We start from the raw sequence: 25,849 nt of genomic DNA, 5'->3' as shown, positions 1-25,849 counted from the left end.
TCCGCGGATGCGGAGATCGGTGCCTGGTCGCCCACGAGGGCCGGCGGGGGTGCTGGCGGAGGTGCCCGGGCCAACTGTGAAACTGGGCCGCGTGAGTGAGACGGGCAAGCCGGGGCGCTACACGCGCAGCACCAACGGCCTGGTGGCGGCGCTGGTGGTCACGGTGGTGGCGGTGCTCGCCTTCGTCGTGTGGCGGGCGACCTTCCGTGCGGAGCTCGAGGTGCGCCCCGAGCCGTACGACTACCTGGCCGCTGCGGAGGCCGCACAGGCCGCGGGTGTCGACGTGGTCTACCCGCGTGACCTGCCCGAGGGCTGGATGGCCACCCGGGTGCTGCTGCGCCAGGGCGAGCGCCCCGAGTGGGGGATCTCCCTGCTGACCGAGGACGAGAAGTTCGTCGGGGTCCGGCAGCGCGACGACTCCGCCGAAGACCTGGTCGCGGAGCTCGTCGACGAACACGCGGACCGGGAGGACGACGTGGAGGTCGACGGCTCGGTGGCCGGCAGGTGGCAGCACTGGACCGACGAGGGCGGCGACCACGGCTTCGTGGCGGAGCTGCCCGGCTCCGGTCAGACCGTGATCGTCTACGGCTCCGCGCCGGAGGCCGAGCAGCTCGGCCTGCTGGAGCGGCTCACCGTCGGGTCACGCTGACCGGTCACGCCTCGGAGTCGGACTCGGGGTCGATCGCGCGGTCCAGACGCTGCCGGGCGCCGTCGAGCCAGCGCTGGCAGATCGTGGCGAGCAGCTCTCCCCGCTCCCACAGCGCGAGCGACTCCTCGAGGGTGGTGCCGCCGGTCTCGAGCCGGCGCACCACGTCGATCAGCTCCTCGCGGGCGGCCTCGTAGGACGGCGTCTCCGCATCGGGGGCGCTGTCGGTGGCGGGGGTCTCAGGCATCGGGCTCCTCCTCGGTGCTCGGGCTCGGTCGCTGCTCGGCCGACTCGACCCGGGTGGTGGTGGCGAACACGCGCCCGTCGGCGACCCGGACGCTGACCTTGCGGCGGGCGGCGACCTGCGTGATCGAGCCGACCACGTGGCCGTCGGAGTCCTGGAGCACCGCGTAGCCGCGCTGCAGGGTGGCCAGCGGTGACAGCGCCCGCGCCCGCGCGCGCTGGTGGCCGATGTCGTCGGCGGCGCGGTCGAGCGCGTGGCCGAGGGTGCGGCGGGCCCGGTCGCGGAGCAGGCCGACCTCCTGGCCGCGGGCGTCGAGCAGCGAGCGAGGGTCGGCGAGCGCCGGACGGGAGCGCAGCGCGTCGAGGCCGGCCTGCTCACGGGCGAGCAACCCGGCCAGGCAGGAGCGGAGACGCTCGCGGGACGCCGCCACACCGCGCAGCTCGTCGGCGACGTCGGGAACGACGAGCTTGGCGGCGTCGGTGGGGGTGGAGGCGCGCACGTCGGCGACCAGGTCGAGCAGCGGCGAGTCGGGCTCGTGGCCGATCGCGGAGACCACCGGGGTGCGCGCCCGGTGGACCGCCCTGACCAGCGCCTCGTCGGAGAACGGCAGCAGGTCCTCGACCGACCCGCCGCCTCGCGCCACCACGATCACGTCGACCTCGGGGTGGCGGTCGAGCCGCTCGAGCGCCTCGATCACCTCGGCGCACGAGCGAGGGCCCTGCATGGCGGCGTAGACGACCTCGAAGGCGACGGCGGGCCAGCGGCGGCGGGCGTTCTCGAGCACGTCGCGCTCCGCCGCCGACTTCGGGGCGGTGACCAGGCCCACCCGCGTCGGCAGGAACGGCAGCGGGCGTTTGAGCTCGGCGGCGAACAGGCCCTCGGCGGCCAGCAGCTGACGGCGTCGCTCGAGGCGGGCCAGCAGCTCGCCCAGGCCGACCATCCGGATCTCGCGGGCGTAGAGCGAGAGCGTGCCGCGGTTGGCGTAGTAGGAGGGTTTGGCGTGCACGACCACGCTGGCTCCCTCGACCAGCGGGGGGTTCAGCCCGTCGAAGAGGGTGCGCGAGCAGGTGACGGTGATCGACAGGTCGGCCACGGCGTCGCGCAGCGTCATGAAGACCGTGCCGACGCCCGGCCGCCGGTTCACCTGCGCCACCTGGCCTTCGACCCAGACGGCACCCAGCCGGTCGACCCACCCGGCGATCGCGTTGGCGATCTGCCGCACCGGGGCCGGCGACTCGGGGGAGGTCTCCAGGGCCATGCACGTGAGGGTAGGCGGTGCCGCCGACGGCGAATCGCCGCCCCACCGGGCTCCTTCTAGACTGAGCCCATGACCATCGACCTCGGCACGCCCCCGGTCCTCTCCGTCGAGGAGGCCGATCGCGCCGTCCTGCTCGCGGCGCCCCGCGGCTACTGCGCCGGCGTCGACCGGGCCGTGGTCACCGTCGAGAAGGCGCTCGAGCTCTACGGTGCCCCGGTCTACGTGCGCAAGCAGATCGTGCACAACAAGCACGTCGTCTCCGACCTCGAGTCGCGTGGCGCGATCTTCGTCGAGGAGCTCGACGAGGTGCCGGCGGGGCAGACGGTCGTCTTCTCCGCCCACGGCGTCTCGCCCGAGGTGCACCGCCAGGCCGAGGAGCGGTCGCTGAAGACCATCGACGCCACCTGCCCGCTGGTCACCAAGGTGCACCACGAGGCCAAGCGGTTCGCCGCCGAGGACTACGACATCCTGCTGATCGGCCACGAGGGGCACGAGGAGGTCGAGGGCACCGCCGGCGAGGCTCCCGGGCACATCCAGCTGGTGCAGAGCCCCGCCGACGTCGCCGACATCGTGGTCCGTGACCCCGAGCGGGTGGCCTGGCTCTCCCAGACCACGCTGTCGGTCGACGAGACACTCGAGACCGTGGCCGCCATCCGCGAGCGGTTCCCCGCGCTGCTCGACCCGCCGAGCGACGACATCTGCTACGCCACCCAGAACCGTCAGCTGGCCGTGAAGGAGATCGCCCGCGACTCCGACCTGGTGATCGTGGTCGGCTCGGGCAACTCCTCGAACTCCGTGCGCCTGGTCGAGGTCGCCCTCGAGGCGGGGGCGCGCACCTCCTACCGCGTCGACGACGCCTCCGAGATCCAGGAGTCCTGGCTCGAGGGCGTCCGCACGGTCAGCGTCACCTCCGGCGCCAGCGTCCCGGAGGCGCTGGTGGAGGGGGTGCTCTCGTTCCTCGCCGAGCGCGGCTACCCCGACGCGCGTGCGGTGCAGACCGCCGAGGAGTCGCTCATCTTCGCCCTGCCCAAGGAGCTGCGCCGCGACCTCAAGGCCGCCGGCCGCTCCTGACCCTAGAGTGGGGTCGTGGCCCGCTTCCTCGACATCCACCCCGACAACCCCCAGCCCCGGCTGTTGCAGCAGGTCGTCGACGCCCTGCGCGACGACGCGTTGATCGCCTACCCGACCGACTCCGGCTATGCGCTGGGCTGCCGGATCGGCAACCGCGACGGGCGCGACCGGATCCTGCGCATCCGCGGGCTCGACGACCGCCACCACTTCACCCTGATGTGTCGCGACTTCTCCCAGCTCGGCCAGCTGGTCAAGGTCGACAACGCCGCGTTCCGGGCCATCCGGGCCGCGACGCCGGGGCCCTACACGTTCATCCTCCCGGCCACCCCGGAGGTGCCGCGGCGGCTCCTGCACCCCAAGAAGCGCACGGTCGGGGTGCGCATCCCCGACCACGTCTTCGACCAGGCCCTGCTCGAGCTGCACGGCGAGCCACTGCTCACCAGCTCGCTGATCCTGCCCGGCGAGTCGGAGCCGCGCACGATGGGCTGGGAGATCAAGGAGGACCTCGACCACGAGGTCGACGTCGTGGTCGAGGCGGGCGACGTGCCGGCGGAGCCGACCACGGTCGTTGACTGGTCGGAGGCCACCCCCGAGGTGGTCCGCCGCGGTGCCGGCGACCCGGACCGGTTCGGGGCCGAGTAGCCGGGGACGGAGTCAGCGGTTGGCCACCTGGTGGCGCAGGGCCAGCACGCCGAGACAGAGCAGATAGCCGACCACCAGGGCGGCGCTGTGGTGCGACAGTCCGGAGACCACGGCCTGGACGACGCCGTCCTCGGCGCGGGCGATCGTGCCCGGGTCGGTGGCGCCGAGCAGCACGAACAGCCCGAGCATCAGCAGCGGCGGCAGCACGCCGACGGTGAAGAAGTCGCGTGGGCGCACCGCCAGGGCCAGCCCGACGCTGAGCGCGACGAAGGCCAGGTCGAACAGCACGGTGAGCTGGCCGAAGAGCAGCAGGTCGAGAGCCGCGAGACTGAGCGCGACCGCCACGCCGAGGGTGACCACCTCGCGCGCGCTCGCCCGGCCCTCCTCCCAGAGGGTCCGCTGCTGGTGGCTGTGCACCTCGCTCACGACGCCACCGTAGAGCCGCCGTCGGGGACGTCGGGGGCGGCGCGCCGGTCGACGGCGCGCAGCTCCACCGAGCGTGGGGCGTCGAGGCGTCCGTCGACACCGGCGTCGGTGACGCCGAGGTCGTCGAAGCGGCGGGCCGCCACCAGCACCCGCGACTCCAGGGAGCCGACCGTCGCGTTGTAGTGACCGACGGCGGCGTTCAGGCTTCGCCCGACCGCGTCGAGGTGGCCCGACAGGGTGCCGAGCCGCGCGTGGAGGTCGCGACCCAGCCGGTGCACCTCGCGCGCCTGGTCGGCGAGGGCCTCGTGACTCCAGCCGTGGGCGACCGTGCGCAGCAGCGCGATCAGCGTGGTGGGGGTGGCGAGCACGACCTGGCGCTCCGCGGCGTACTCGATGAGGGCGGAGTCGGTCTCGAGGGCGGCGGCCAGGAACGACTCGGCGGGCACGAACAGCACCACGAACTCGGGAGTCTCGGGCAGCGACCGCCAGTAGGCCTTCGCCGCGAGCGTGTCGATGTGGCCGCGCACCTGACGGGCGTGGCGGGCGAGGTGGTGGGCGTGGAGGTCGTCGTCGTCGCTGGCGGTGGCGTCGAGGTAGGCGTCGAGGGGGACCTTGGCGTCGACGACCAGGCACCGGCCGCCCACCAGGTGCACGACCAGGTCGGGGCGGCGGGCGCCGTCGTCGAGGCGGACCTGCTCGGAGAAGTCACAGCGATCGACCAGCCCGGCCAGCTCGACGGCGCGGCGCAGGTGCAGCTCGCCCCAGCGGCCGCGCACCTGCGGCTTGCGGAGCGCCGTCGAGAGCGACCGGGTCTCGCGGCGCAGCGTGTCGGTGGTGTGGCGCATGTCGTCGACCTGCTGGGCGAACTGGCTCTGCCAGGCCACCCGGTTGTGCTCCAGGTCGCGCATCGTGTCGCCGAGCCGGGCCAGCCCCTCCCGCACCACCGCGTGGTCGGCGGCCCGCTGCTCCAGGGCGCGGACGATCCGGTCCTCACCGCCGGGCCGGGAGCGCCCCCAGAGCGCGCCGGCGACGCCGCCGAGGGCAGCCCCGAGCAGCAGGCAGGTCACCAGGGCCCAGAACGTGGTCGTCTCCATGCGGCCAGCATCGCCGCAACCACCGACATCGAGCCCGCCCGGGGAGGTCAGACGACGTCGACGACCACCGGTGCGTGGTCGGAGGCGCCGGTGCCGGCCCGCTCCTCGCGGTCGATGAACGCGTGCGTCACCCGGGCCGCGAACGCGGGGGAGCCGAGCACGAAGTCGATGCGCAGCCCGCGATTGCGCTCGTAGCGCTGCCGGTAGTAGTCCCAGTAGGTGTAGACCTCCGGGCCCGGCGCGTGCGGCCGCACGACGTCGACGTACCCGCTGTCGAGGAAGGCCTGGAAGGCGGCCCGCTCCGGCGGGGTGACATGGGTCGAGCGCGCGAACTGGGCCATGTCGAAGACGTCCTCGTCGCGGGGGGCGATGTTCCAGTCGCCGACCAGCGCCGTGGGCCCCTCCACCCAGTCGGTCGCGACGTCGTGGAGCCGGGCCAGCCAGTCGAGCTTGTAGACGTAGTGCGGGTCGTCGGGCTTGCGCCCGTTGGGCACGTAGAGCGACCACACCCGGACCCCGCCACACGTCGCGCCGATCGCCCGCGACTCGGCGGCGACCGGGTCGCCCCACCCGGGCATGCCCGGGAAGCCCACTTCGACGTCGTCGAGCCCGACCCGGCTCACCAGCGCCACACCGTTCCACTGGTTGGTGCCGCAGGCCGCCACCTCGTAGCCCATCGACTGGAGGCCCATCAATGGCAGCTGGTCCTCGCGGGCCTTGGTCTCCTGCAGCGCGAGCACGTCGACGTCGTGGCGCTCCAGGAAGGCCTCGACCCGGCCGATCCGCGAGCGCAGGGAGTTGACGTTCCAGGTGGCGATCCGCACCAGACCACCCTAGGAGGGAGCGCCGACGGTCCGACGACGGGTCGCCCAACAGGCAAAGGTCGGGCCGCGACCGGCCGATCCCCTCCTCGTGGAACGTCCCGGACTGCGTGGTGCGGCGCCCTTCGCCGCCTGCCTGGCGATCGGTCTGGGCATGATGCTGCTGCCTCAGTACCAGGTGCACGCCGCGTCGGCCGTCCTCGCGCTGGTCCTGCTCGGTGTCGCGGGGGTGCTGTTCCTCCGCACCCTGCGCAGCCGGCGACGCACCTGGCTGGAGCCGACGCTCGTGGTGCTGATCTCCAGCGGCCTCGCGGCGATCTTCCACGCCACCGGTGGCCCCGCCTCGCCGCTGCTGCCGCTGGTGGCCGTGCCGGTGCTGTGGTGCGCGCTGTTCGGCCGCCGCCGCGATCTGCTGCTGGTCGCGGTGCTCACCGTCGTCCTGCTGTTGACCCCCGCCGTCCTGACACCGGCCGACTACGACGCGGCCGGTGTCGCCCGGGCGGTCCTGTGGGGCGCGATCACACTGCTGGTCGGTCCGGCCGTGCAGGACGTGGTGGTGCGGTGGCGGATCGACCGGGACCGGCACTCGGCGCTCTCGCGCGAGCTCGAGCAGGCCAACGCGCGATGGCGGTTCGTCGTCGACACCATCCCCGAGACGGCGCTGGTCACCCTCGACGAGGACCTCCAGATCGGCCTCGTCGCCGGCAGTGGCGCCTGGGCGGTGGGGCTGCGCGATGCCGAGGGGCAGAACTTCTCCGAGTTCGCCAGCTCCCGCAACCTGCCGATCGTGCGCCGGCTGGTGAGCAAGGCGATCGAGGGCGACCTGGTCGGTGCCGAGCTCACCTCGACCGCCAACGGCCACGACCAGGAGGTGCTGGTCAGCCCCATCGTCAGCAGTGACGACGAGGAGTCGGGGCACCGTGAGGTGCTGCTGCTCGCACGTGACGTCTCTCGCGAGCGGCAACGGGCCCGGCAGGTCGCCCGCGAGCGCGACCGCGCGGAGCGCTTCTTCAGCGAGTCGCCGCACGGCATCGCCGTGCTGACCCCCGACGGTGTCGTCCACCGGGCCAACCCCGCCCTGTGCCACCTGGCCGGCGTCAGCGAGGACGTGCTGGTCGGGCAGCCGCTCACCGAGCTGGTCGAGAAGGGTGCCGGCGAGATCGTCCAGGAGCACCTCGACCGGGTGCTGTCGAGCGGCAACCGGGCGCAGAGCCGCTGGTCGCTGCGCAGTGCCGCCGGCGACCCCTGTCCGGTGGCGGTGTCGAGCTCGCTGATGCCCGCCGACGACTCCGAGGGCCAGGCCGGCAGCGGCCTCGACGGCGACGCGGTGCTCATGCACTTCGTGGACATGTCGGAGCAGGAGCGCTACGAGAACCGGTTGACCTTCCTGGCCAACCACGACCCGTTGACCGGCCTGACCAACCGCCGGCGGTTCGAGGAGGAGCTGGAGCGGCACCTGGACCGGTGCCAGCGCTACGGCGCCCGGGGCGCGGTGATGATGCTCGACCTCGACCATTTCAAGGAGGTCAACGACACCCTCGGGCACCCCGCCGGCGACCAGCTCATCGTGATGCTCGGCGACCTCCTGCGTCGTCGGCTGCGCGCCACCGACCTGGTGGCCAGGCTCGGCGGCGACGAGTTCGCCGTGCTGCTGCCCGAGGCCGACGCGGTCGGGGCCGAGCTCACCGCGCGCGACCTGGTCGAGGCGGTCCGCGAGGAGGTCTCCACCTTGGACGGGGCCCAGCATCGGGTCACCGCGAGCATCGGGGTGCTGTTGCTCAAGCACAGCAAGCTGACGGTGAGCGACGTGATGTCGAGCGTCGACATGCTGCTGTACGACGCCAAGGACGGCGGGCGCGACCGGTACGCGACGCTGGACACCACGCGCTTCGACGTCCCCCGCACGGCGGCCCGGCTGCACTGGGCCGACCAGATCGAGCAGGCGCTGCGCGAGGACGCCTTCGAGCTGCACCTGCAGCCGATCCTCGACGTGAACACGATGAAGCGCAGCGGTGCCGAGGCCCTGCTGCGGATGCGGATGGAAGACCACCTGGTCCCGCCGGCCCGGTTCCTCTACGTCGCCGAGCGCTCCAACCTGATCACCCGGATCGACCGCTGGGTGATCCGGCACAGCGTGGCGCTCCTGGAGCACCTGCAGTCCTTCGACCCGGACTTCCACCTCGAGGTGAACCTCTCCGGCCGGTCGGTCGGCGACCCCGCGGTCGAGGCCGAGCTGATCACGGCGTTGCGCCGCAACAACGTCGACCCCCGCGGCCTCGTGCTGGAGATCACCGAGACCGCCGCCGTCGCCCACATCGAGGAGGCCCGCCGGTTCGCGGAGCGGCTGACGCAGCTGGGCTGCAGCTTCGCCCTCGACGACTTCGGGGCGGGCTTCGGCTCGTTCTACTACCTCAAGCACCTGCTGTTCGACTACGTGAAGATCGACGGCGAGTTCGTCGCCGGGTGTGACGTCGACTCCCGCGATCGCACGATCCTGGCCTCGATCGTGCAGATGGCCCACGGCCTGGGCAAGAAGACCATCGCGGAGTTCGTGACGAGCGATCGGATCCTCGAGGTGGTGCGCGAGGAGGGCGTCGATCTGGCCCAGGGGTTCGGGATCGGACGGCCGGTGCCGGTCTCGGAGTTCTTCACCAGTGTCGTCGAGTCCGCGGCGGAACGGCGCGGCGGACTCCGCGCCCAGCCCACGCGTGCTGACCTCGAGCGACTTTCCAGCACCACCGGCTAGGTCCAGCGTGGCCAGCCTTGTTCGACCAACCGACGTACGGAGGAGAAAGTGGAGCAGCTGATTCGGGCAGCGCTCGATCGCGAGCAGGTGCAGCTCGCCTACCAACCGGTCGTGGATCTCGTGGACGGCCGGGTGGTCGCCGCGGAGGCGCTGCTGCGGCTCCGTGACGCCGAGGGCAGTCCGGCCTCGGCCGCGCAGGTCGTCGCCGAGGCCGAGCGCACGGGCCAGATCCTGGCGCTCGGGCGCAGCGTCCTGCGGACGGCCGCGCTGCAGGCGGCAGCCTGGCGACGTGAGCTGGGCAGACTGGTGCCGGTGTTCGTGAACGTGTCCGCCCTCCAGGTGCACGACGACGGCTTCGTCGACGACGTGCTGGGAGCCCTGGCCGCCGCGGACCTGCCCCCTGTCGGGCTGTCGCTGGAGCTCACCGAGTCGGTGCTGCTGACCACCGACCAGGCACCGCTCGCGCGGCTGTGGGAGCTCGACCGCGCGGGCGTCTCGCTGGCACTCGACGACTTCGGCACGGGCTTCGACACGCTGACCTACCTGCTGCGGCTGCCGGCGACCACGCTCAAGATCGACCGGGCCTTCGTGGCGGGCGTGCCCCACGAGGAGCGGTCGACCGCGATCGTGGACGGCGTCGTCGCGCTGGCGAAGCGGTGCGGGTTGCGCACGGTGGCGGAGGGGATCGAGACGCCGGCGCAGGCCGAGCACCTGGCCGCGCTCGGGGTTTACGGCCAGGGCTACCTGCTCGGACGCCCCGCGTCCGCCGCCGCTCTGGGGCGCTGGCTCGCCGAGGGTGCGCCGTCACGGTGGAGCGCGGCCACGAGCGAGGACTGAACGAGGAGGGGCCATGCACCTGCACGCCGCACTGCTGCCGCCGGAGCCGCTCGCCGCGGCGATCGCCGCGGCGGTGGCCGAGGTGCCGCTGCCCGTCCCCGAACCGGAGCCGCAGCCGATGCCGGCGACCGGGGCGCCGTCGCGCCGTGGCCTGTTCGCACGTTCACGGGGGCCGCGGGTCGAGACGGCCGTGGCGCCACCGGCGCCCGCCGAGCCGGCGCCGCAGCTGGACCTGGTGCCGGCCGACCAGCTGCACCTGCCGCTGTCCAGCTTCGGGAACCTCACCACCAGCGAGGTCGACCGGCTCTGCCGGGCGATCACCGAGCTGGCGGAGGGGCTGGCCGGCGTCGAGGTGCGCATCGCCGGGGCCATGGCCCTGGAGTTCCCGGGCGACCGGGCCGTGTGGGTGAGCTTCGACGGCGACGTCGACGGCCTGCGCGCGGTGTTCGGCGGGATCAACCAGGGCGTGGAGCGGCTCGGCTTCTTCCTGGACCGGCGCACCTTCCGGCCGTGGGTGCCGGTGGGAACCATCAACGACGCCACCACCGCGCCGTACCTCGAGGACGTGGTGGCCGCGATCGAGGGCCTGCGCGGCCAGGTGTGGCAGGTCGACGCGGTCTCGGTGATGAAGCGGGTGCTGGAATGCCGCCCACCCCGCTCGACCGAGCTGCTGCGCGCGCCGCTGGGGGCGGCGGCCAGCTAGTCCGCGGGCCGCGTTACAGCTGTCCCGCCCGCTTGTCGGACAGGCGCCGTACGCCGTCGAGCAGGCGGTCGACGTCCTCGGCCGTCGAGTACGGCGCGAGCCCGGCCCGCACGGCGCCGTCGTCGCCGAGTCCGGCGCGGTGGGAGGCCTCGAGGGCGTAGAAGTGGCTCGCCGGGGCGTTCACGCCGAGGCCGGCGAGGTGACCGGCCACCGCACGGGGGGTGTGCCCGGCGACGGAGAAGAGCACCGTGGGCGTGCGGTGGGCCGGCCGTCCGTGCACGGTGACGGACGGGAGCTCGCCGAGGCCGCCGAGCAGGCGTGCCAGCAGCGCGTCCTCGTGGGTCTCGACCGCGGTCATCGACTCGATCACGGCGGCGCGGCGGTCCGGGTGGGTCGAGGCCAGGCCGGCGATGAAGTCGACGGTGGCGGTGACGCCGGCGAGCAGCTCGTAGGGCAGGGTGCCCAGCTCGAAGCGCTCCGGCACCTGCTCGGGCGAGGGCAGCAGCTTGTCGGGGTGCAGCGTCTCGAGCAGCTCGGGCCGGGCGGCGAGGACGCCGAGGTGGGGGCCGAGGAACTTGTACGGCGAGCAGCCGAGCAGGTCGACCCCCAGGTCCGCCAGGTCGACGACCACGTGCGGCACCAGGTGCACGGCGTCCAGGTGCACCAGTGCCCCGGCCGCGTGCGCGGCCGCGGTCATCCGGCGGACGTCGGGCCGGGTGCCGAACAGGTTGGACGCGGCGGTGAACGCCACCAGGCGGGTGCGGTCGGTGAGCAGCGGCTCCAGGTCGTCGAGCTCGGCGGTCGCGGGGTCGAAGTCGAGCCAGCGCACGGTCGCGCCGGCCCGTTCGGCGGCGAGCACCCAGGGGCGGATGTTGGCGTCGTGGTCGAGCCGGGTGACCACGACCTCGTCGCCGGGGCCCCACCCGGCGGCGAGCGTGCGGGCCAGGTCGAAGGTCAGCTGGGTCATGGAGCGCCCGAAGACGATGCCGCGCGGGTCGGCGCCGAGCAGGTCGCCCATCGCCGCCCGGGCGTCGACCACGATCGCGTCGGCGCGCCGCTCGGCCTCGGTGACGCTGCCTCGGTTGGCGAGCCCGGCGGTGAGTGCCGCGGCCACCGCATCGGCGACCGGGCGGGGCGTCTGGGAGCCGCCCGGGCCGTCGAAGTGCGCGACGCCGAGGTCGAGGGCGGGAAAGGCGGATCGGATGCGGTCGAGGTCCACGGCCCGATCGTGCCACCCCCGCGGCCGGCAGCGATTCGGGGCGCCGCCGTACGCCGCCGTAGACTCGCCGCCCGTGGCTCTCACCATCGGCATCGTCGGGCTCCCCAACGCGGGCAAGTCCACCCTCTTCAACGCCCTGACCAAGAACGACGTCCTCGCGGCGAACTACCCGTTCGCCACGATCGAGCCGAACGTCGGTGTCGTCGGGGTGCCCGACCCGCGCCTGGCCAAGCTTGCCGAGATCTTCGGGTCGGCCAAGATCCTGCCGGCCACGGTCGAGTTCGTCGACATCGCCGGCATCGTCCGGGGGGCGTCCGAGGGGGAGGGGCTGGGCAACAAGTTCCTCTCGCACATCCGCGAGTCGGCCGCGATCTGCCAGGTGACCCGGGTCTTCCGCGACGAGGACGTCACCCACGTCGACGGCGAGGTCAACCCGGCCAGCGACATCTCCACGATCTCCACCGAGCTGATCCTCGCCGACCTGCAGACGGTCGAGAAGGCGATCCCGCGGCTGGAGAAGGAGGCTCGCGGTAACAAGGCGCTCACCGCGAACGTCGAGGCGGCCAAGGAGGCGCTGGCCGCGTTGGAGGCCGGGACGCCGATCATCGCCACCAAGATCGACCGGTCGCTGGTGCGCGAGCTGTCGCTGCTCACCGCCAAGCCGTTCATCTTCGTCTTCAACTGTGACGCCGACGAGCTCGGCGACGAGCAGCTGAAGCAGAAGATGCGCGACCTGGTCGCGCCGGCCGAGGCTATCTTCCTCGACGCCAAGTTCGAGGCCGAGCTGGTCGAGCTCGACGACGACGCCGAGGCCCGCGAGATGCTCGCTGAGATGGGCGTCGACGAGCCCGGTCTGGAGGTCCTGGCCCGGGTCGGCTTCGACACCCTCGGCCTGCAGACCTACCTCACCGCCGGCCCCAAGGAGACCCGCGCCTGGACGATCCCCAAGGGCGCGACCGCCCCGGAGGCCGCCGGCGTCATCCACACCGACTTCCAGCGCGGCTTCATCAAGGCCGAGATCGTCTCCTTCGACGACCTGGTCGAGGCCGGCTCGATGCTCAAGGCCAAGGAGAAGGGCCTGGTGCGCATGGAGGGCAAGGACTACGTCATGGCCGACGGCGACGTCGTGGAGTTCCGCTTCAACGTGTAAACACGGAGGTCAGAGGCGATTTAGCCGCCATCTGCCCTCACAGTGCCCTCACCAGCGCCGAGGACCTCGGCCGCGAGGCGAGCGGACGCGTCCCTGACCCGGCTCTCGGCGCTCGGCCACAGGTGTGCGTACGTCGTCAGGGTTGTCGTGGACTTGGCGTGTCCCAGCGCGCGCTGGACGGCCACCACGTCGCAACCCGAGGCAATCACCCCGGACGCGTAGAAATGACGAAGGTCGTGCAGGCGAACGCCGCTGACTCCGGCACGCGAGAGGGTCGTGCGCCATCGGTGACCGATGGTGTTCTGATGCGGCGGAAGCTTGGCGTTGCCTTCGAACAACCACTCGTTGGTGAGGCCGAGCGCGACGTGCTCGGCGAGCATGTCGATCAGCGCCTGGGCGGCGTGAATGGTGCGCTCGGAGTTGTACTTCGGCAACCGGATCTCGACCTCCCCGCCGTTGACCCGCTGCACCTGCCGGCGGACGTGGATCTCGCGACGCAGGAAGTCGACGTCGGCGACCTGCAAGGCAGCCGCCTCGCCGAGCCGCAGACCAGCAAAGGCACACAACCCGACGAAGGCACGGAAGCGCGGATCGGCGCCCTCGAGGATCTGACGAACTGACTCAGGTGTCGGGATCGTCATCGCTGCCTCACGCTTCCGCTGCCGGGGGAGACGCACCCGTGCCGTCGGATCGGTCGCGATCATTTCGTCCCGGACGGCGGCCCGAAACACCGAGCGGACGTTCACGAACCGGGTCTTGATGGTCCCCGGTGCCAACGGCGCCGACCGCTCCGGTGAGGAGACCGTCATCGACTTGACCCAGGCCTCGACATGGCTGGGTCGGATCTTCCGCAGATCCATCTGGGCGAACGTCGCCGACCGCGCCGCGAGCGACATTGCCTTGCGGGTTCCATCGGTCCAGACCTGGTCCCGCTCCCAGGACTCGAAGTACCGCAGGAACGACACTTTGCCGGCCTGCGGATCGACCCACCGCCCCCGGTCGAGCGCGTCAAGCTGCTGGCGGCGCCACTTGACGGCGTCGACCTGCTTGGCGAAGGACCGCTCGTGCTGCTGACCGGTCTCCAGGTTGCGGTACCTCGCCCGCCATGAGTTGCCGCGTCTCGTGATTCCCTCGGGCATCGGGACTCCTCTCCATGGCCTTCGAGAGTAGGACGGGGCTCCGACGCCGGTTGAGACAATCCGCGCCTTGCTGTTGGTGCGCGGTGGTCGTTGCCGAGTGTTTCCCTTGACCAGCTGACGGTTGCGTCATGATTCGTCGTTTGCCGCGCCGCATTGCGCACGAGCTCGTCAACTCCATCCTCAGCGGAAAGACGAAGGAGTTATCCCGACGAGAATCCTCGATTCCTTGACACCCGTGGGTGCGACCCCGACCCTCACGAGGTGAGGCGAAATCGAATGGCCGCGTCGGCTGCCGCAGCGCTGGTGGTGGCTGCCCTGACGGTGATGCCAACTGCACACGCGGCTGGAAGTTGCGACGAGCTTACATCTAATCTCCTAGGCAAGTTCTCGGCGTCCTCGACCTCGGTGTACGGCACTCGGGCGCGGATCGAGTACCGGAACCCGAACCTGTGTGGCAATGACTCCACCAGTTTCGGCGTTAGCGCTGCTTGGCAGGCGGTGACCGCGGATTCGGTGCCTAGTGGCGATGGATACGCTCGCAACTACGCACAGGTGGGGTACATTCAACTCGGTTCGGGAGCGCCGGGAAGCACGAGCGGAGTGCACATCTTCTCCCAATGGACGCGGAAGTGCTTCGCGCATTCTAACTGTGGCACCAATCCGTCGACGAACGATCTAGCGGCGACAGAATATTGGCCGGCTCCGACGGGAACTCACTTCTATGGTCAGTACCTTCGCGCTTCGGATGACCGGATCCACCTTTACGCGCATGGTGACCAGATTGACGTCGTGGGTTACGACGTGACTGGTGACTGGGCTGCATCCTGGAGAAGCGAGTACTTCGGGGAAACGCATCACGACGCGGACGACCTGCCCGGAACCGCTGACAACAAGACGAACTTCGACTATCTGCAGTACTACAACGGCTCCGGGGCCCAGTCGCTCAATAACGGAAACAGTGGTGTGCCGGCTCGCTACAACAGGGAAGCCTACTCACCTTCCGTAGGTGGACTCGGGATGAGGATCTGGACGCAGTGAACACCAAAATTCGAAATTTCGGGGTCGTCGCCGTCAGTGCTGGCGCGGTCGCGTCAGTGGTCATAGCAGCGACATCCGTCGGCGCCCACAACCGAGACGCTGACCCGACGGCATCTTCCCACTCCACGCCTGGGGTGACACACGGTGCCGCCGCCGCTAGTGCGCAATCTACAAGTGATACTCCCGGTTTGAGTCCCGCCACGGTAGCGGCGCTGGAATCCAGCGGGGTGGTCGTCGAAACGTCTGAGCTGGACAAGTCGTCGGTGACCGGTCTGGACGCGGCAGTACAGACAGCCAAGAAAGAGTTTCCGGGCATGCTGACCGACGAGAGCGGACCCGTCCAAGCGTCGCCCGTGGCGGTCTCGATCGGTGAGTACGGCAAGCAATTGCAGCCCGACCCCCGCAAGCCCAGCCAGATCTTGCCCAACATCAATCACCGGCCGGCGTGGGTTCTGGTCTTCGACAACGTACACGTGCCTCTCATGGGCTCGTTCAACGAGGATGAGTCCAAGTCGGTACCGACACCTGCGCCGTCCCGATTCGTTGTCCTCATCGACGGAGTGACCGGGGCTTTCCTAAACGCCCGGACGTTCTGAGAAGGACCCCACTAGAGCGGTCAAGCTGGACGGGGGTTCAAGTGGCCAAGCGGGCCCGGTGATGACGCGCTCTGAAGCGTGCTTCGGTTATTGAACCGTTGGCGTGCTGGCGACGCCTTCGAAGCGGTCGCGCTTGGATGAAAGCGTCGAGGTGCGGCTCGCGCATCAGATCTCGTCCCTTTAGCGATCGACCACCCACCGCCGACCAGTCCTGGCGTCTCCAGCGGGCCACATGGTCGTCCTTGCGGCTCCATCGCCCATGAATGGTCTGCTGGACTTGGCGCCGCCGGCAATCGTTAAGCGCGTCGCCGGCGAGCTCGGCCACGTGGACAGGGCCATCACCGCGACCGCAACGGGCAGCTCCTCGGAGATCAGGAGCTTCCATCCGGGAAACGTCGACGGCTACGAGTGCCACGACGCAGCAACCGGCTCTACATCCTCACACTGTACGGACCGGCAGTCCGCCCGCGCGAAAGGCCGCTGCAGGTCTTCTGGGTCTGCCCGCAATTTTGACGACCATCGAAGCCCACACACCTGTTGCATTCTCGGCAGGGATTCGTCCCGACGAATCTCGCGCTGCTCGTCGACCGCGAGGGTCCCCCAGGTGGAGACCCCGTCCGCCAGTGCGAGATACACGGCCGGAGTGATCGCTGGCGCCCGCTCCGCGCACATAGGTGACTGAAGAACGACCATCAGCTACCGAAGGAAGGGCGTCATGAGCAACCAAGCGCGACGTGAGGATCAGCCTGGGCTCTGGGGAGATTCGAGCCCGTCGTCGATGAGGGAGAGCGGTCCGCAGATCCGCCCTCCAGTAGCGGCACCGCCAACCAGTCGCACGAGGTCGGCACCCATGCTGCCGCCGCAGCGTCCGTCGAAGCCGATGAACTACAGCGAGCTCTGGACGATCGACGACGTCTCCAACTACCTCGGCGTCCCCAAGCAGACCATCTACTCGTGGCGGCACACGGGGTACGGCCCCAAGGGATTCCGGGTCGGCAAGCACCTGCGTTGGCGATCTGCGGTTGTCATCGCATGGACCCTCGGCCTGGAGAAGGACGAGTGATCACGCAGCGGCCCCGCGATCGGTGCGGCCGTCCGATCTACGAGGGTGTACCTCGGCACCCCGGGCGTCCGAAGCGGTGGTGCAGCGCCGCCTGCCGTCGAGCGGACTACGCGGAACGGCAGGCTGTCCAACGTGCCCTGGAGCCGATCGCCCCCATCGAGGAGCACGTCGACGCGGTGCTACGGTCGCCGGCGGCCTGTCGACGGGTGCTGCGCCAGATCGGGGAGCGGGCTGATGACGGGACGCTCGATGATGCGAAGTGGGGCAGCCTCGCAGACGAGATCACTCGGCTGGCTCGTCGGGTGGCGCCGCGGAGCGGCCGTCGATGAGCAGCCAGCTGGGTCGGCGCCGCGCGTGGGCGCGACGCGAGGAGCGCAGCCGCCAACTGATGCGCCGCGCGCGGCGGATCGAGGTCCTTGTCATCCGTGTCCTCACCGCCCTCGCGCAGCGGGGCCGAAGTCCTCATGCCGAGCTTGATGCCGGGCGTGCCCTGTCGGAACTCGTCAACGTCGAAGGCGTCAGTCTCGCGGAGGTCGTCCGGTTGTTCCGCGGTGAGCTGACCAGGGCAGAGGTCGAGCGGCTGAAGACCCTTGCGCGCCCGCAGTGTGACGTCCGCCGATCGTCGGCTGAGTCGCCTAGACTTCTTGGCATGACCGCGAACCGCGATGAGCTGATCCACCTGATCGAGGGCTTGCCCGACGATCAGGTCGAGGTCGTGCTCGCGGACGTGCGGCGCCTGGCCTCGGAGAGGCCGCGGGGGGAGTGGCCGCCGGCTTTCTTCGGCGCTGGCGTTGCGAAGGACGGTCGCACCGACATCGCGCGAAATGTGGATGAGTACCTCGCCGAAGGCTTCGGTAGTCGACGCTCGTGATCCTCTGCGACTCGGGTCCCCTGATCGCGGCCGCGGCCAGCAACGACGCTGATCACCACGCCTGCACGGAGTTGTTCAGTGGACTGCGGTTGGCAGGCCGTCGCTTGCTCGTCCCGCAGACCGTCGTCGCGGAGGTCGGCTACATGCTGGCCGAGTGGGTGAGTACCGAGGTCGAGGCGAAATTCCTCGACGCGCTCGCCGATGGAGACTTCGAGGTCGTCAGCCTGACGTCGGCGGACTTCGCCCGCATGGCTGAGCTGGTGCGCCGCTACGACGACCTGCCGCTGGGCACGACCGACGCCTCGGTGATCGCACTGGCCGAGCGTCTCGGGATCGACGAGATCGCGACGCTCGACCAACGGCACTTCCGAGTGGTGCGTCCCAGCCACCTCGAGGCGTTCACGCTGCTCCCGGACGTGTAAGGACCGCGTCCGAGGACCGCGCCTGCCCTCAATCTGCCCTCACCAGAACGCAAAGCGACCATCAGCGGTGATGGGGCACGGAGGAACGTTTGCGCAGGTCAACGCCGTATTCGACAAATGTCGGCCAATGCTGAAAGTGACCGGATTCGTTCCGCTTCAACGTGTGAATCCGCGCGTTGCGCAGGTCAGAAGGGGAATGGCCTCTCCCAGTCCGCACAGAGCCCGCGGGGGCATCGCAAGTTCGCTGTCCGAAGGCGGCTGCAGATTCGGCGCAGAGTCGTGAGGCGGACGTTGGAGGCGGGCCCCTCGATCGGTATGTCCTGGGACGAACTGGACCCACGGCTGGCTTCGCTGGGCCTGGCCCGTTTGGCCGAGAGGACATCTCAATGTTTCTCATTATTGATATGACGGGACGAATGGCTACAATGAGAAACGTGCCAGCTTCTAGCCCGTACACGAGTCCTGAGCAGCAGGCTGACCTCCAACGCCTAGGGGCCAGGCTGCGCGAACGCCGAAAGGCCCTCGGTGTCACGGCAGTCGCCTGTGCCGAAGCTGCTGGCGTTTCGCGTGTCACCCTGCACAGGATCGAGGCAGGCAACCCCTCGGTCACGATCGGCGCCTACGTCAACGTTGCAGCCGCACTCGGACTTCACCTCGTCGTCCCGATCCTCGACGCTCCAGTAGCGGAACCGGCGACGATCACGGTCGGCGACTACCCCGGCCTGCGCACGCTGGCCTGGCAGACCGACGCCGGCACCACCATCACCGAGACGGAGGCACTCAACCTCTACGAACGCGGCTGGCGACACCTCAACCAGGAGGCCCTCACCGATCGCGAGAAGGCGTTCATCCAGCACCTCGCGGACACCTACAGCAACGGGAGGCTCCTTGTTTAGGCGGCTGCACCACCAACAGGTGGCCGAGGCGCTGTCGATGCTCGACGCACCGCTCCTGGCCGAGCACAACTGCTGGTTCGGAGGCGGGACCGCGATCGTTCTTGCCAACGGTGAGTTCCGCGAATCGGTCGACATCGACTTCCTGGTCTCCGACCCGCAGTCCTACCGCGCGCTGCGCCAGATGGTCAGGGACCACGGGTTCGACGCTCTGGCTACACGCGAACTGGACCTGGGTCGAGCACCCTCTGTTGACGGTTACGGCATCAGGGCCTCTGTGCTCGTTGCGGGGGTTGCGATCAAGTTCGAGATCATCCATGAAGGCCGCATCGACCTCGACACTCCCGCCCCGGGCGAGGAGATCTGCGGCGTGCGGATCCTGACGCGAACCGACCAGGTCGCAACCAAGCTGCTCGCCAATGACGACCGCTGGGCAGACACATCGACGTTCAGCCGCGACCTCATCGACCTGGCCATGATGAGACCCGACACCGCCGCCCTGAAGGCCGGCGCGCGCAAGGCGGTCGATGCCTACGGCAAGACGGTTGGCGAGAGCCTCGACAAAGCGGTCGCCTACCTCCAAGATCGCCCGCAACGTCTCGACGACTACATCCGCGCACTCAAGATCGACGCGCCCCGAGCGGCTGTCTGGCAGAGCATCCGCGACCTGTCCGCAAGATCCGCGAAGATCGAAGGTCTGGGTCGGGGCTCGGACTAGCCTCCGACCGCCCAGCGGTCCGCAAACAGTCCGCAAGAAGTCACGCGGAGCCCGTTTCTGACCAACGGCTGCCAACGACTCGTCGACGGCGTTTGCCCGGCGAGCACCGTCGAGCACATGACGGTGGCCAGCATGACGCCGGTCCAGGCGCGCAGGGAATGGGTGCGATTCTCCGGCGCTCGCTCGGCTGATGCTCGACGGGTGGGGGTTGCGTGTTCCGTCAGGCATGCCGCAGTATGCAAGTCATGACTTGCCTGTCGGGGGCGTGGCGTGACTGAGGCGGTGCTGTTCAAGGCGCTCGCCGACGAGACCCGCCGGCTGATCCTCGACGAGCTCCAGGAGCGCGACGAGCAGCCCCTTTTCGAGCTCTGCGCCCGCCTGGCCGCCCGGCACGGCGTCACGGCGAGTCGCCAGGCGATCTCCCAGCACCTGCAGGTGCTGGAGGACGCCGGGTTGGTGCGGGCCCGGCGGGTCGGCCGCACCAAGGTCCACACCTTCACCCCGGAGCCGCTGCGCGCCATCGTCGCGCGGTGGCCGCTGTCCCCACCCCATGCACCGCACCCCAAGGAGTCCTGATGCCCACGATCACCGTCACCTCGGTCCTCGTCGACGACCAGGCCAAGGCGCTCGCGTTCTACACCGACGTCCTCGGCTTCACCCTCAAGCACGACGTGCCGCTGGGCGAGCACCGCTGGCTCACGGTGGTCGGCACCGACCAGGACGGCACCGAGCTCGTTCTCGAACCCGACCAGCACCCGGCCGCGAAGGCCTGGAAGCAGGCGCTGGTCGAGGACGGCATCCCGGCCACCTCGTTCGGGGTGGCCGACGTCGACGCCGAGCACGAGCGCCTGGCGGCACTCGGCGTCCCGGTGGTGATGCCGCCCACCGACCTGGGGCCGACGCGGGTCATGACGATCGACGACGGCTGCGGCAACCTGATCCAGCTGGCCGAGCTCACGGGCTGAGCCCTCACCAGGCGTCGCCGGGGCGGTCGTGGCAGGCGATCATCTGCGTGCGGCTCAGCGTGGCGGTGGGGCCGAACCGCAGCACCATCAACCCGTCGTCGTCGTCACGGCTGCGCCGGGCTCGACCGCCGCTGATGACGTACGACGGGCCCAGCCAGCGCTCCCAGCCGAGCCGCTCGTAGAAGTGGTGCGCCCCGGTCGAGAGCACCCCCAGGTGGTGACGCCGGACCAGCTCGTCGCCCAGCAGCCGCATCACCGCGCTCCCCAGGCCGCGCAGCTGGCGACTCGGCAGCGCGCACACCGCCTCGACGTACCCGGCAGCGATCGGGGCGCCGCCGCCCACCAGGATCGTGCGGGGCACCACGCTGGCGTGGGCGACCGGCTCGCCCTCGGGGGTCCATGCGACGGCATGCACCCCGCCGAGCGCGTGCTGTTCGTCGTCCGCAGTGAACCGGTGCGGGAACGACGCCTGCCACAGCGACCGCAGCGCGGCCAGTCGCTCCGGGGCCAGCTCGTGGCTCGCGACGACCTCCAGCAGCACCGCACCAGGCTAGCCGCGCGCAGGCCTGGTGCCGAGCGGATAATCCGTCGAGTCCACGGTCCGCTGCGGCTACCGTCGGTGGATGACCGAATCGCCCCTGCGCAGCCGGCTGCGGGCCGCCGCCACCACCGCCCGGCGCGAGCGTGACCGTTCGCTCGCGGGCGCGCTGGGGTCCGCGCTGGCGGCGCTCGACAACGCCGAAGCGGTGCCGCACGTGGCGGGACCGGCCGTCTCCCATGGCGAGCATGTGGCCGGCGGCACGGTGGGCCTGGGTGGCGACGTCGCCCGGCGGGTCCTGAGCGATGTCGACGAGGCCGAGCTGGTCGAGCGCGAGGTCCAGGAGCTGCTGTCTGGCGCGGCGACGTACGACGAGGCCGGCGCCGTGGAGCGGGCAGCAGACCTGCGGCGGGTGGCCGGGCAGCTGAGAGCGGTGTTGACCGATCGCGGTTGATCGCGCCGGGTGTCGGCGGGTGCGCCTAGATTGCGGGGCGTGAGCACGACCCTGTTCGAGGTCCGCCCGGCGACGGCGGACCGCTTCGACGACGTCGCCACCATGGTCGGTCCGAAGAGCCCGCAGGCCTCGGTCTGCTGGTGCCTGAGCCACCGCGTCGACTCGCGCACCAACCGCGAGCTGGTCGGTCCGGCGCGGGGCGAGTTCGTGCGCGAGTTGTGCGCTCGCGACGTCGCGCCCGGCGTGTTGGCCTACGACGGCGACGAGGTCGTCGGGTGGGCGGCGGTCGCGCCCCGCGCGGAGCTGCCGTTCGCCCGGTCGCGCAAGATCCCGCACGTCGACGACCTGCCGGTCTGGTCGGTGTGGTGCCTGCGGGTGCGGCCCGGGTGGCGGGGCCGCGGAGTCTCGCTGCCACTGCTGCAGGGCGCCGTCGGCTATGCCCGGGCTCAGGGTGCCCCGGCGGTCGAGGGCTACCCGGTCGACAACGACGGCCGCAAGGTCGACCTCACGATGGCCTACGTCGGCACCCGGGGGGTCTTCGAGCGGGCCGGGTTCGCCAAGGCGGCCGACACCGACGCGGTCTCGGGCGGGTTCCCGCGGGTGCTGATGCGCCTGGACCTTCGCTGAGGAGCGCGCTCGCGTCAGCGTCAGCCCAGCGTCAGCCAGATCCCGATGATCCCGGGGATCACGCCGAGCAGCAGCCAGGGGCTGACGATCCGCTTGCCGTGGATGCCCAGGCCTGCGGCGACGGCGAGCACGCCGAAGGCGCCAGCGATCACGTTGAGGCCGATCTGGGACGACAGTGGGGCGTCTTCGTAGAGCAGCGTGAGCACGATCAGCGCGAGCGACATGTGCAGGATCGTGCTGACCGCCAGCGTCGACATCACCCACCGCTGCACGCGCGAGAGCGAGCGCTGCTCGCGAGCCACGTCGCGCACCGGTCGCGGCGCGTTGGGGTCGATCAGGTGCTTGCGGCGCTTCGCCGGGGGAGCGACCGACGAGCTGGCGCTGCCGGGCGGGGTGTCGGTGGGGGTCCCGTGGTCGGTCATCGTCATGCCTCGCGCTCCCAGATTCGTTGTCGTGCCAACTATTGCTAGGCTAACAGTCATGCCGGCCCGCAGCATTCCCCTCTCGGAGGTCGAGAACCCGCTCGCCCTCGAGCAGCAGGTCTGCTTCGCGCTCGCGGTGGCCTCCCGGGCGGTGATCGCGGTCTACCGCCCGCTGCTCGAGCCCCTGGGCCTCACCCATCCGCAGTACCTCGTGATGCTCGCGCTGTGGCAGTCCGAACCCCGCTCGGTCACCGAGCTCAGCCGGCTGCTCGATCTCGACGCCGGCACGCTCTCCCGGCTGCTCAAGCGGTTGGAGGCGGCGGGACTGGTCCGCCGGGAGCGGGACCGCCACGACGAGCGGTCGCTGGCCGTCGTCCTCACCGACGAGGGTCGGGCGCTGAGAGCTCAGGCCGAGGAGATCCCGGTCGCGGTCGTCGACCGACTTGGTGTCGACGTCGACGAGCTGCTCGAGCTGCACGCGAGGCTGACCCGGGTGATCGCGGCCGCCAAGTCGGCCGTCCAGCCCGATCGCGCGAGCTGACGCCCGGCTCACGTGACCGACGCGGCGCCCGGCCGTTGAGCAGGCGTGATCGCCACTCGCACCGCCCGCTCCTCTCGTCCGCTGCTCCGATCCCTGGCCACCGGCCTCGTCGGCCTGCTGGCCGCGGTGCTCGGCGCCGCCGCGGTGCCCGCCACCGCGACCGCACCCGCGTCCAGTGCGGCCGCGAAGGAGGCACCGGACCGGCCGCGCTACCGCGAGTACGTCGCCCTGGGCGACTCCTGGACCGCGGGGGTGGTGCTCGTCAACGCCGACGGGCTGCCCGACACGCGCCATGCCCCGATCGACTGTGGACAGTCGCTGCGCAGCTATCCCAAGCTGGTCGCCGCCGAGCTGGGTGTGAAGCGGTTCCGGGACGCCTCGTGCGGCTCGGCGACCACCGACGACTTCGCCGCGCCCCAGACCGAGCTCCCGATCGGCGGCACGAACCCGCCGCAGTTCGACCGGCTCACCCGGCGTACCGACCTGGTCACCGTGGGCATCGGCGGCAACGACGCCGGCATCTCCTCCGCGGGCATGGACTGCCTCAACCTGCTCCCGGTCGAGAACCCGATCTCGGACACCGGCCCCGGGCTGCCGCTCGGCGGCTGCAAGGCCAAGTACACCGCCGGCGGCGTCGACCAGCTCTCGGTCCAGATCGCCGAGTCCGAGCCGAAGGTGGTCCGCGCGCTCAAGGCGATCCACCGGATCTCGCCGCGCGCCCGGGTGCTCCTGGTCAACTACCTCGCGGCGGTGCCGGACCACGCCTGCTACCCGCGGGTGCCGGCCACCGACGAGGACATGGCCTACATCGCCGCGAAGTTCCGCGAGCTGAACGCGATGCTGCGGCGGGCGGCCCGCAAGGGCGGCGCCGAGCTGGTCGACACCTACCGGCCCACGATCGGGCACGACCTGTGCCAGGGCCCGACCGTGCGGTACGCCGAGGTGCTGGGCCTGTCGGTCAACGACCCGGCCGTGGGCATCCCGGCCCACCCCAACGCGGCCGGCGCTCGGGCCCAGGCGGCGATCGTGCTGGAGGCGATCCGCGGCTGAGCCACGTGCGGGGATCGAAAGCCGCACGTGACGGCCGTCACGGGGCCTAGGCTGAGCGTTCCCACCGTGGGGCCCTCCGCCCCGCTCGCACGAACGGACCAGACACCTTGCTCAGCTCACGTAAGCGACTCCTCGCCGCGGCCCCGGTCGCTGCGCTCTCCGCACTGCTCGCGTTCTCCGGCAACCCGGCCGTCCAGGCCGCCGACCCCGGCTCCTCCGATGCCCCCGCCAAGCCGCGCAAGCCCGCGGCGCTGAAGGTGATGACCCAGAACCTCTACCTGGGTGCGTCGCTGGACCCGGCGATCGAGGCGCAAGGGGACACCGTTGCTCTGCTGCAGGCGGTCGCCGGCATCTACGAGACCGCGATCGCCTCCGACTTCCCGGCCCGAGCCGCCGTGCTTGCCGACACGATCGCGGCGGAGAAGCCGCACGTGATCGGCCTGCAGGAGGTCTCGAAGTGGAGCGCACTTCGTCTCAAGGGTGAGGGGGGCGCGCTGCCGAACGTCGACTTCCTCACGGTGCTGCTCGATGAGCTCGAGGAGCGCGGACTGAGCTACGTGGTCGCCTCGGATGGGGAGGACGAGGCGGTCTCCGAGAACGCCGATATCTCTGCACCGCTGGCCTCCGAGACCTACGGCTGCCCGATGCCGACGAGCCAGACCGATGTCTCGTGCCTCGCCACGTTGATGGATCGCGACGTGATCCTGGTCGCCTCCCGTGCGCCACTGGAGATCTCCGCCGTGCGGAGCGGCAGCTTCGCCCACCAGGAGACCTTCAGCGGCGGTCCGCTGGGCGAGATCAGCTTCGCCCGGGGCTGGACCCTCGCTGACGCGACCTTCAAGGGGCGCAAGGTGCGGCTGCTCGACACCCACCTCGAGATCGGTCGCTTCGCGAACGTCCAGACCTGGCAGGGCTGGGAGTTCGTGCACGGCCCGGCCAAGACCGGCCCGAAGCGTCAGCTGATCGCGCTGGGCGACTTCAACTCAGCCGCTGACGGAAGCTCGACGGTCACCTACGAGCTCCTGACCAGCTATCTGGACGACACCTGGACCCAGGCCAACGGTGACGCTCCGGGCTACACCTGCTGCCAGAACGACCTGCTGTCCAATCCCGAGTCGCAGCTGCGCGAGCGCATCGACCTGATCCTCACGAAGGGCACTCGCGGCACGGCCTGGGCGAGGGTCGTCGGCGACCAGCCGGTTGCCGGTGCCTCGGATGGCCCGCGCTACGCCGCCGACCACGCCGGCGTGGTCGCCAAGGTCCGCCTGCGCTGACCGAGGCTCCACCCAGCGACACACTCCGAGCGCCCCGCCGACCAGTCGGCGGGGCGCTCGCCGTCTCGGGTCGCTCAGCGATCGAGGCGTCGATGGTTCCGCGACACGCCGCGGAATGGCGGGAATCAGTGACGGTTCGGCGTGCTGGTGGGGGTGGTGAGCCAGCGGTCGAGGGTGGTCTGGAGGTCGTCGGGGTCGACGGGCTTGGAGATGTAGTCGTCCATGCCGGCGTCGAGGCAGCGTTCGCGGTCGCCGTCGACGGCGGCGGCGGTCATGGCGATGACCGGGAGGCGGCGCAGCCGGTGGTCGGCGCGGATCCGGGCGGTGGCCTCGTAGCCGTCCATGACGGGCATCTGGCAGTCCATGAGGACGGCGTCGTAG

Annotated in this window: 31 protein-coding genes; 21 read left to right on the top strand and 10 right to left on the bottom strand. The window is 70.7% G+C overall.

The genetic code is table 11. The features are described 5' to 3' along the window. The first annotated feature begins 91 nt into the window (after positions 1 to 91). Complete coding sequence (locus D6B71_RS12755; protein ID WP_164519649.1) at positions 92 to 649, top strand: DUF4245 family protein; 558 nt, start codon at positions 92 to 94, stop codon at positions 647 to 649. Between the two features lie 4 nt (positions 650 to 653). Here the strand turns inward: D6B71_RS12755 and D6B71_RS12750 are convergent, their stop codons facing one another. Both D6B71_RS12750 and xseA read right to left on the bottom strand, forming a co-directional pair. After that, complete coding sequence (locus D6B71_RS12750) at positions 654 to 893, bottom strand: exodeoxyribonuclease VII small subunit (RefSeq protein ID WP_121255622.1); 240 nt, start codon at positions 891 to 893, stop codon at positions 654 to 656. Continuing rightward, positions 886 to 2,148 carry an exodeoxyribonuclease VII large subunit gene (gene xseA, locus D6B71_RS12745; protein ID WP_121255620.1) on the bottom strand — a complete coding sequence of 421 codons (1,263 nt, stop codon included), beginning with the start codon at positions 2,146 to 2,148 and terminating at the stop codon, positions 886 to 888. The genes D6B71_RS12750 and xseA overlap by 8 nt, the downstream gene beginning before the upstream one ends. Positions 2,149 to 2,217: 69 nt before the next feature. Here xseA and D6B71_RS12740 point away from each other — a divergent pair, with 69 nt between their 5' ends. Further along, a complete protein-coding gene (locus D6B71_RS12740) occupies positions 2,218 to 3,219 on the top strand; it encodes a 4-hydroxy-3-methylbut-2-enyl diphosphate reductase (RefSeq protein WP_121255619.1) in 1,002 nt (333 codons plus the stop codon). A 15-nt stretch (positions 3,220 to 3,234) separates the two neighbouring features. After that, the gene (locus tag D6B71_RS12735; protein ID WP_121255617.1) at positions 3,235 to 3,861 is read left to right on the top strand and encodes an L-threonylcarbamoyladenylate synthase; all 627 of its coding nucleotides are present in this window, start codon (positions 3,235 to 3,237) and stop codon (positions 3,859 to 3,861) included. 12 nt (positions 3,862 to 3,873) lie between these two features. On the opposite strand, the gene D6B71_RS12730 is transcribed toward D6B71_RS12735, so the two are convergent. From D6B71_RS12730 to D6B71_RS12720, 3 genes are read right to left on the bottom strand one after another with little or no spacing between them, the layout of a single operon-like run. Next, positions 3,874 to 4,287 (bottom strand): DUF6542 domain-containing protein, encoded by a 414-nt coding sequence (locus tag D6B71_RS12730; protein ID WP_240641391.1) that lies wholly within the window; start codon positions 4,285 to 4,287, stop codon positions 3,874 to 3,876. After that, on the bottom strand, positions 4,284 to 5,381 hold the full coding sequence (locus D6B71_RS12725; RefSeq protein WP_121255615.1) for a DNA recombination protein RmuC: 1,098 nt from the start codon (positions 5,379 to 5,381) through the stop codon (positions 4,284 to 4,286). The genes D6B71_RS12730 and D6B71_RS12725 overlap by 4 nt, the downstream gene beginning before the upstream one ends. A 47-nt stretch (positions 5,382 to 5,428) precedes the next feature. Next, complete coding sequence (locus D6B71_RS12720; protein ID WP_121255613.1) at positions 5,429 to 6,205, bottom strand: exodeoxyribonuclease III; 777 nt, start codon at positions 6,203 to 6,205, stop codon at positions 5,429 to 5,431. An 88-nt stretch (positions 6,206 to 6,293) separates the two neighbouring features. Here D6B71_RS12720 and D6B71_RS12715 point away from each other — a divergent pair, with 88 nt between their 5' ends. The 3 genes from D6B71_RS12715 to D6B71_RS12705 are packed head-to-tail and all read left to right on the top strand — an operon-like array spanning position 6,294 to position 10,488. Beyond that, positions 6,294 to 8,948: a putative bifunctional diguanylate cyclase/phosphodiesterase gene (locus tag D6B71_RS12715; protein ID WP_121255611.1), complete on the top strand. Its 2,655-nt coding sequence runs from the start codon at positions 6,294 to 6,296 to the stop codon at positions 8,946 to 8,948. 48 nt (positions 8,949 to 8,996) lie between these two features. After that, positions 8,997 to 9,785, top strand: coding sequence for an EAL domain-containing protein (locus tag D6B71_RS12710; protein WP_121255609.1), 789 nt, complete (start codon positions 8,997 to 8,999; stop codon positions 9,783 to 9,785). Positions 9,786 to 9,798: 13 nt separating this feature from the next. Next, entirely contained in the window at positions 9,799 to 10,488 is a 690-nt protein-coding gene (locus D6B71_RS12705; protein WP_121255607.1) for a 2'-5' RNA ligase family protein, read from the top strand. Between the two features lie 13 nt (positions 10,489 to 10,501). Here D6B71_RS12705 and D6B71_RS12700 read toward each other — a convergent pair whose 3' ends face one another. Then, a complete protein-coding gene (locus D6B71_RS12700; protein ID WP_240641390.1) occupies positions 10,502 to 11,707 on the bottom strand; it encodes a cysteine desulfurase-like protein in 1,206 nt (401 codons plus the stop codon). A 73-nt stretch (positions 11,708 to 11,780) separates the two neighbouring features. On the opposite strand from D6B71_RS12700, the gene ychF reads away from it, so the two are divergent. Then, positions 11,781 to 12,857, top strand: coding sequence for a redox-regulated ATPase YchF (gene ychF / locus D6B71_RS12695; RefSeq protein ID WP_121255605.1), 1,077 nt, complete (start codon positions 11,781 to 11,783; stop codon positions 12,855 to 12,857). A gap of 20 nt (positions 12,858 to 12,877) precedes the next feature. Here ychF and D6B71_RS12690 read toward each other — a convergent pair whose 3' ends face one another. Beyond that, complete coding sequence (locus D6B71_RS12690; RefSeq protein ID WP_121255603.1) at positions 12,878 to 13,996, bottom strand: tyrosine-type recombinase/integrase; 1,119 nt, start codon at positions 13,994 to 13,996, stop codon at positions 12,878 to 12,880. A gap of 276 nt (positions 13,997 to 14,272) precedes the next feature. On the opposite strand from D6B71_RS12690, the gene D6B71_RS22480 reads away from it, so the two are divergent. From D6B71_RS22480 to D6B71_RS12645, 9 genes are all read left to right on the top strand, one after another. After that, positions 14,273 to 15,034: a hypothetical protein gene (locus D6B71_RS22480; protein WP_126688263.1), complete on the top strand. Its 762-nt coding sequence runs from the start codon at positions 14,273 to 14,275 to the stop codon at positions 15,032 to 15,034. A gap of 188 nt (positions 15,035 to 15,222) precedes the next feature. Then, positions 15,223 to 15,630 (top strand): hypothetical protein, encoded by a 408-nt coding sequence (locus D6B71_RS12685; RefSeq protein ID WP_126688262.1) that lies wholly within the window; start codon positions 15,223 to 15,225, stop codon positions 15,628 to 15,630. An 850-nt stretch (positions 15,631 to 16,480) separates the two neighbouring features. Further along, complete coding sequence (locus D6B71_RS12675) at positions 16,481 to 16,693, top strand: helix-turn-helix transcriptional regulator (protein ID WP_121255599.1); 213 nt, start codon at positions 16,481 to 16,483, stop codon at positions 16,691 to 16,693. 325 nt (positions 16,694 to 17,018) lie between these two features. Next, complete coding sequence (locus tag D6B71_RS23135; protein WP_206051731.1) at positions 17,019 to 17,564, top strand: hypothetical protein; 546 nt, start codon at positions 17,019 to 17,021, stop codon at positions 17,562 to 17,564. After that, entirely contained in the window at positions 17,561 to 17,986 is a 426-nt protein-coding gene (locus tag D6B71_RS12665) for a type II toxin-antitoxin system VapC family toxin (protein ID WP_121255597.1), read from the top strand. Before D6B71_RS23135 ends, D6B71_RS12665 begins: the two co-directional genes overlap by 4 nt. 434 nt (positions 17,987 to 18,420) lie before the next feature. Beyond that, on the top strand, positions 18,421 to 18,882 hold the full coding sequence (locus D6B71_RS12660) for a helix-turn-helix domain-containing protein (RefSeq protein ID WP_206051730.1): 462 nt from the start codon (positions 18,421 to 18,423) through the stop codon (positions 18,880 to 18,882). Positions 18,883 to 18,901: 19 nt separating this feature from the next. Continuing rightward, a complete protein-coding gene (locus D6B71_RS12655) occupies positions 18,902 to 19,597 on the top strand; it encodes a nucleotidyl transferase AbiEii/AbiGii toxin family protein (protein ID WP_206051729.1) in 696 nt (231 codons plus the stop codon). Positions 19,598 to 19,867: 270 nt separating this feature from the next. Then, the gene (locus tag D6B71_RS12650) at positions 19,868 to 20,173 is read left to right on the top strand and encodes an ArsR/SmtB family transcription factor (RefSeq protein WP_121255593.1); all 306 of its coding nucleotides are present in this window, start codon (positions 19,868 to 19,870) and stop codon (positions 20,171 to 20,173) included. Next, positions 20,173 to 20,562 (top strand): VOC family protein, encoded by a 390-nt coding sequence (locus D6B71_RS12645; RefSeq protein ID WP_121255591.1) that lies wholly within the window; start codon positions 20,173 to 20,175, stop codon positions 20,560 to 20,562. Before D6B71_RS12650 ends, D6B71_RS12645 begins: the two co-directional genes overlap by 1 nt. A gap of 4 nt (positions 20,563 to 20,566) precedes the next feature. Here D6B71_RS12645 and D6B71_RS12640 read toward each other — a convergent pair whose 3' ends face one another. Then, positions 20,567 to 21,103: a GNAT family N-acetyltransferase gene (locus tag D6B71_RS12640; protein WP_121255589.1), complete on the bottom strand. Its 537-nt coding sequence runs from the start codon at positions 21,101 to 21,103 to the stop codon at positions 20,567 to 20,569. 82 nt (positions 21,104 to 21,185) lie between these two features. Here D6B71_RS12640 and D6B71_RS12635 point away from each other — a divergent pair, with 82 nt between their 5' ends. After that, positions 21,186 to 21,554 (top strand): hypothetical protein, encoded by a 369-nt coding sequence (locus D6B71_RS12635; protein ID WP_121255587.1) that lies wholly within the window; start codon positions 21,186 to 21,188, stop codon positions 21,552 to 21,554. 39 nt (positions 21,555 to 21,593) lie between these two features. Further along, positions 21,594 to 22,181, top strand: a complete 588-nt coding sequence (locus D6B71_RS12630) for a GNAT family N-acetyltransferase (protein WP_240641389.1) — start codon at positions 21,594 to 21,596, stop codon at positions 22,179 to 22,181. A 20-nt stretch (positions 22,182 to 22,201) separates the two neighbouring features. Here D6B71_RS12630 and D6B71_RS12625 read toward each other — a convergent pair whose 3' ends face one another. Further along, entirely contained in the window at positions 22,202 to 22,609 is a 408-nt protein-coding gene (locus D6B71_RS12625) for a hypothetical protein (protein ID WP_240641388.1), read from the bottom strand. Between the two features lie 52 nt (positions 22,610 to 22,661). Between D6B71_RS12625 and D6B71_RS12620 the strand changes: the two genes are divergently transcribed. The 3 genes from D6B71_RS12620 to D6B71_RS12610 all read left to right on the top strand — a co-directional run bounded on the left by D6B71_RS12620 (position 22,662) and on the right by D6B71_RS12610 (position 25,468). Further along, on the top strand, positions 22,662 to 23,144 hold the full coding sequence (locus tag D6B71_RS12620; RefSeq protein ID WP_121255585.1) for a MarR family winged helix-turn-helix transcriptional regulator: 483 nt from the start codon (positions 22,662 to 22,664) through the stop codon (positions 23,142 to 23,144). A 45-nt stretch (positions 23,145 to 23,189) separates the two neighbouring features. Beyond that, on the top strand, positions 23,190 to 24,194 hold the full coding sequence (locus D6B71_RS12615) for an SGNH/GDSL hydrolase family protein (protein WP_121255583.1): 1,005 nt from the start codon (positions 23,190 to 23,192) through the stop codon (positions 24,192 to 24,194). Between the two features lie 107 nt (positions 24,195 to 24,301). Then, positions 24,302 to 25,468 (top strand): endonuclease/exonuclease/phosphatase family protein, encoded by a 1,167-nt coding sequence (locus tag D6B71_RS12610; protein ID WP_121255580.1) that lies wholly within the window; start codon positions 24,302 to 24,304, stop codon positions 25,466 to 25,468. A 125-nt stretch (positions 25,469 to 25,593) separates the two neighbouring features. Here the strand turns inward: D6B71_RS12610 and D6B71_RS12605 are convergent. Then, a partial coding sequence (locus D6B71_RS12605) for a response regulator (RefSeq protein ID WP_164519648.1) occupies positions 25,594 to 25,849 on the bottom strand: 256 nt, incomplete at its 5' end.

The sequence above is a fragment of the Nocardioides ferulae genome (assembly GCF_003660455.1).
Classification (GTDB): Bacteria; Actinomycetota; Actinomycetes; order Propionibacteriales; family Nocardioidaceae; genus Nocardioides; species Nocardioides ferulae.
Note: the sequence above shows the minus strand (reverse complement) of the source record. Positions and strands in the feature narration are given on the sequence as shown.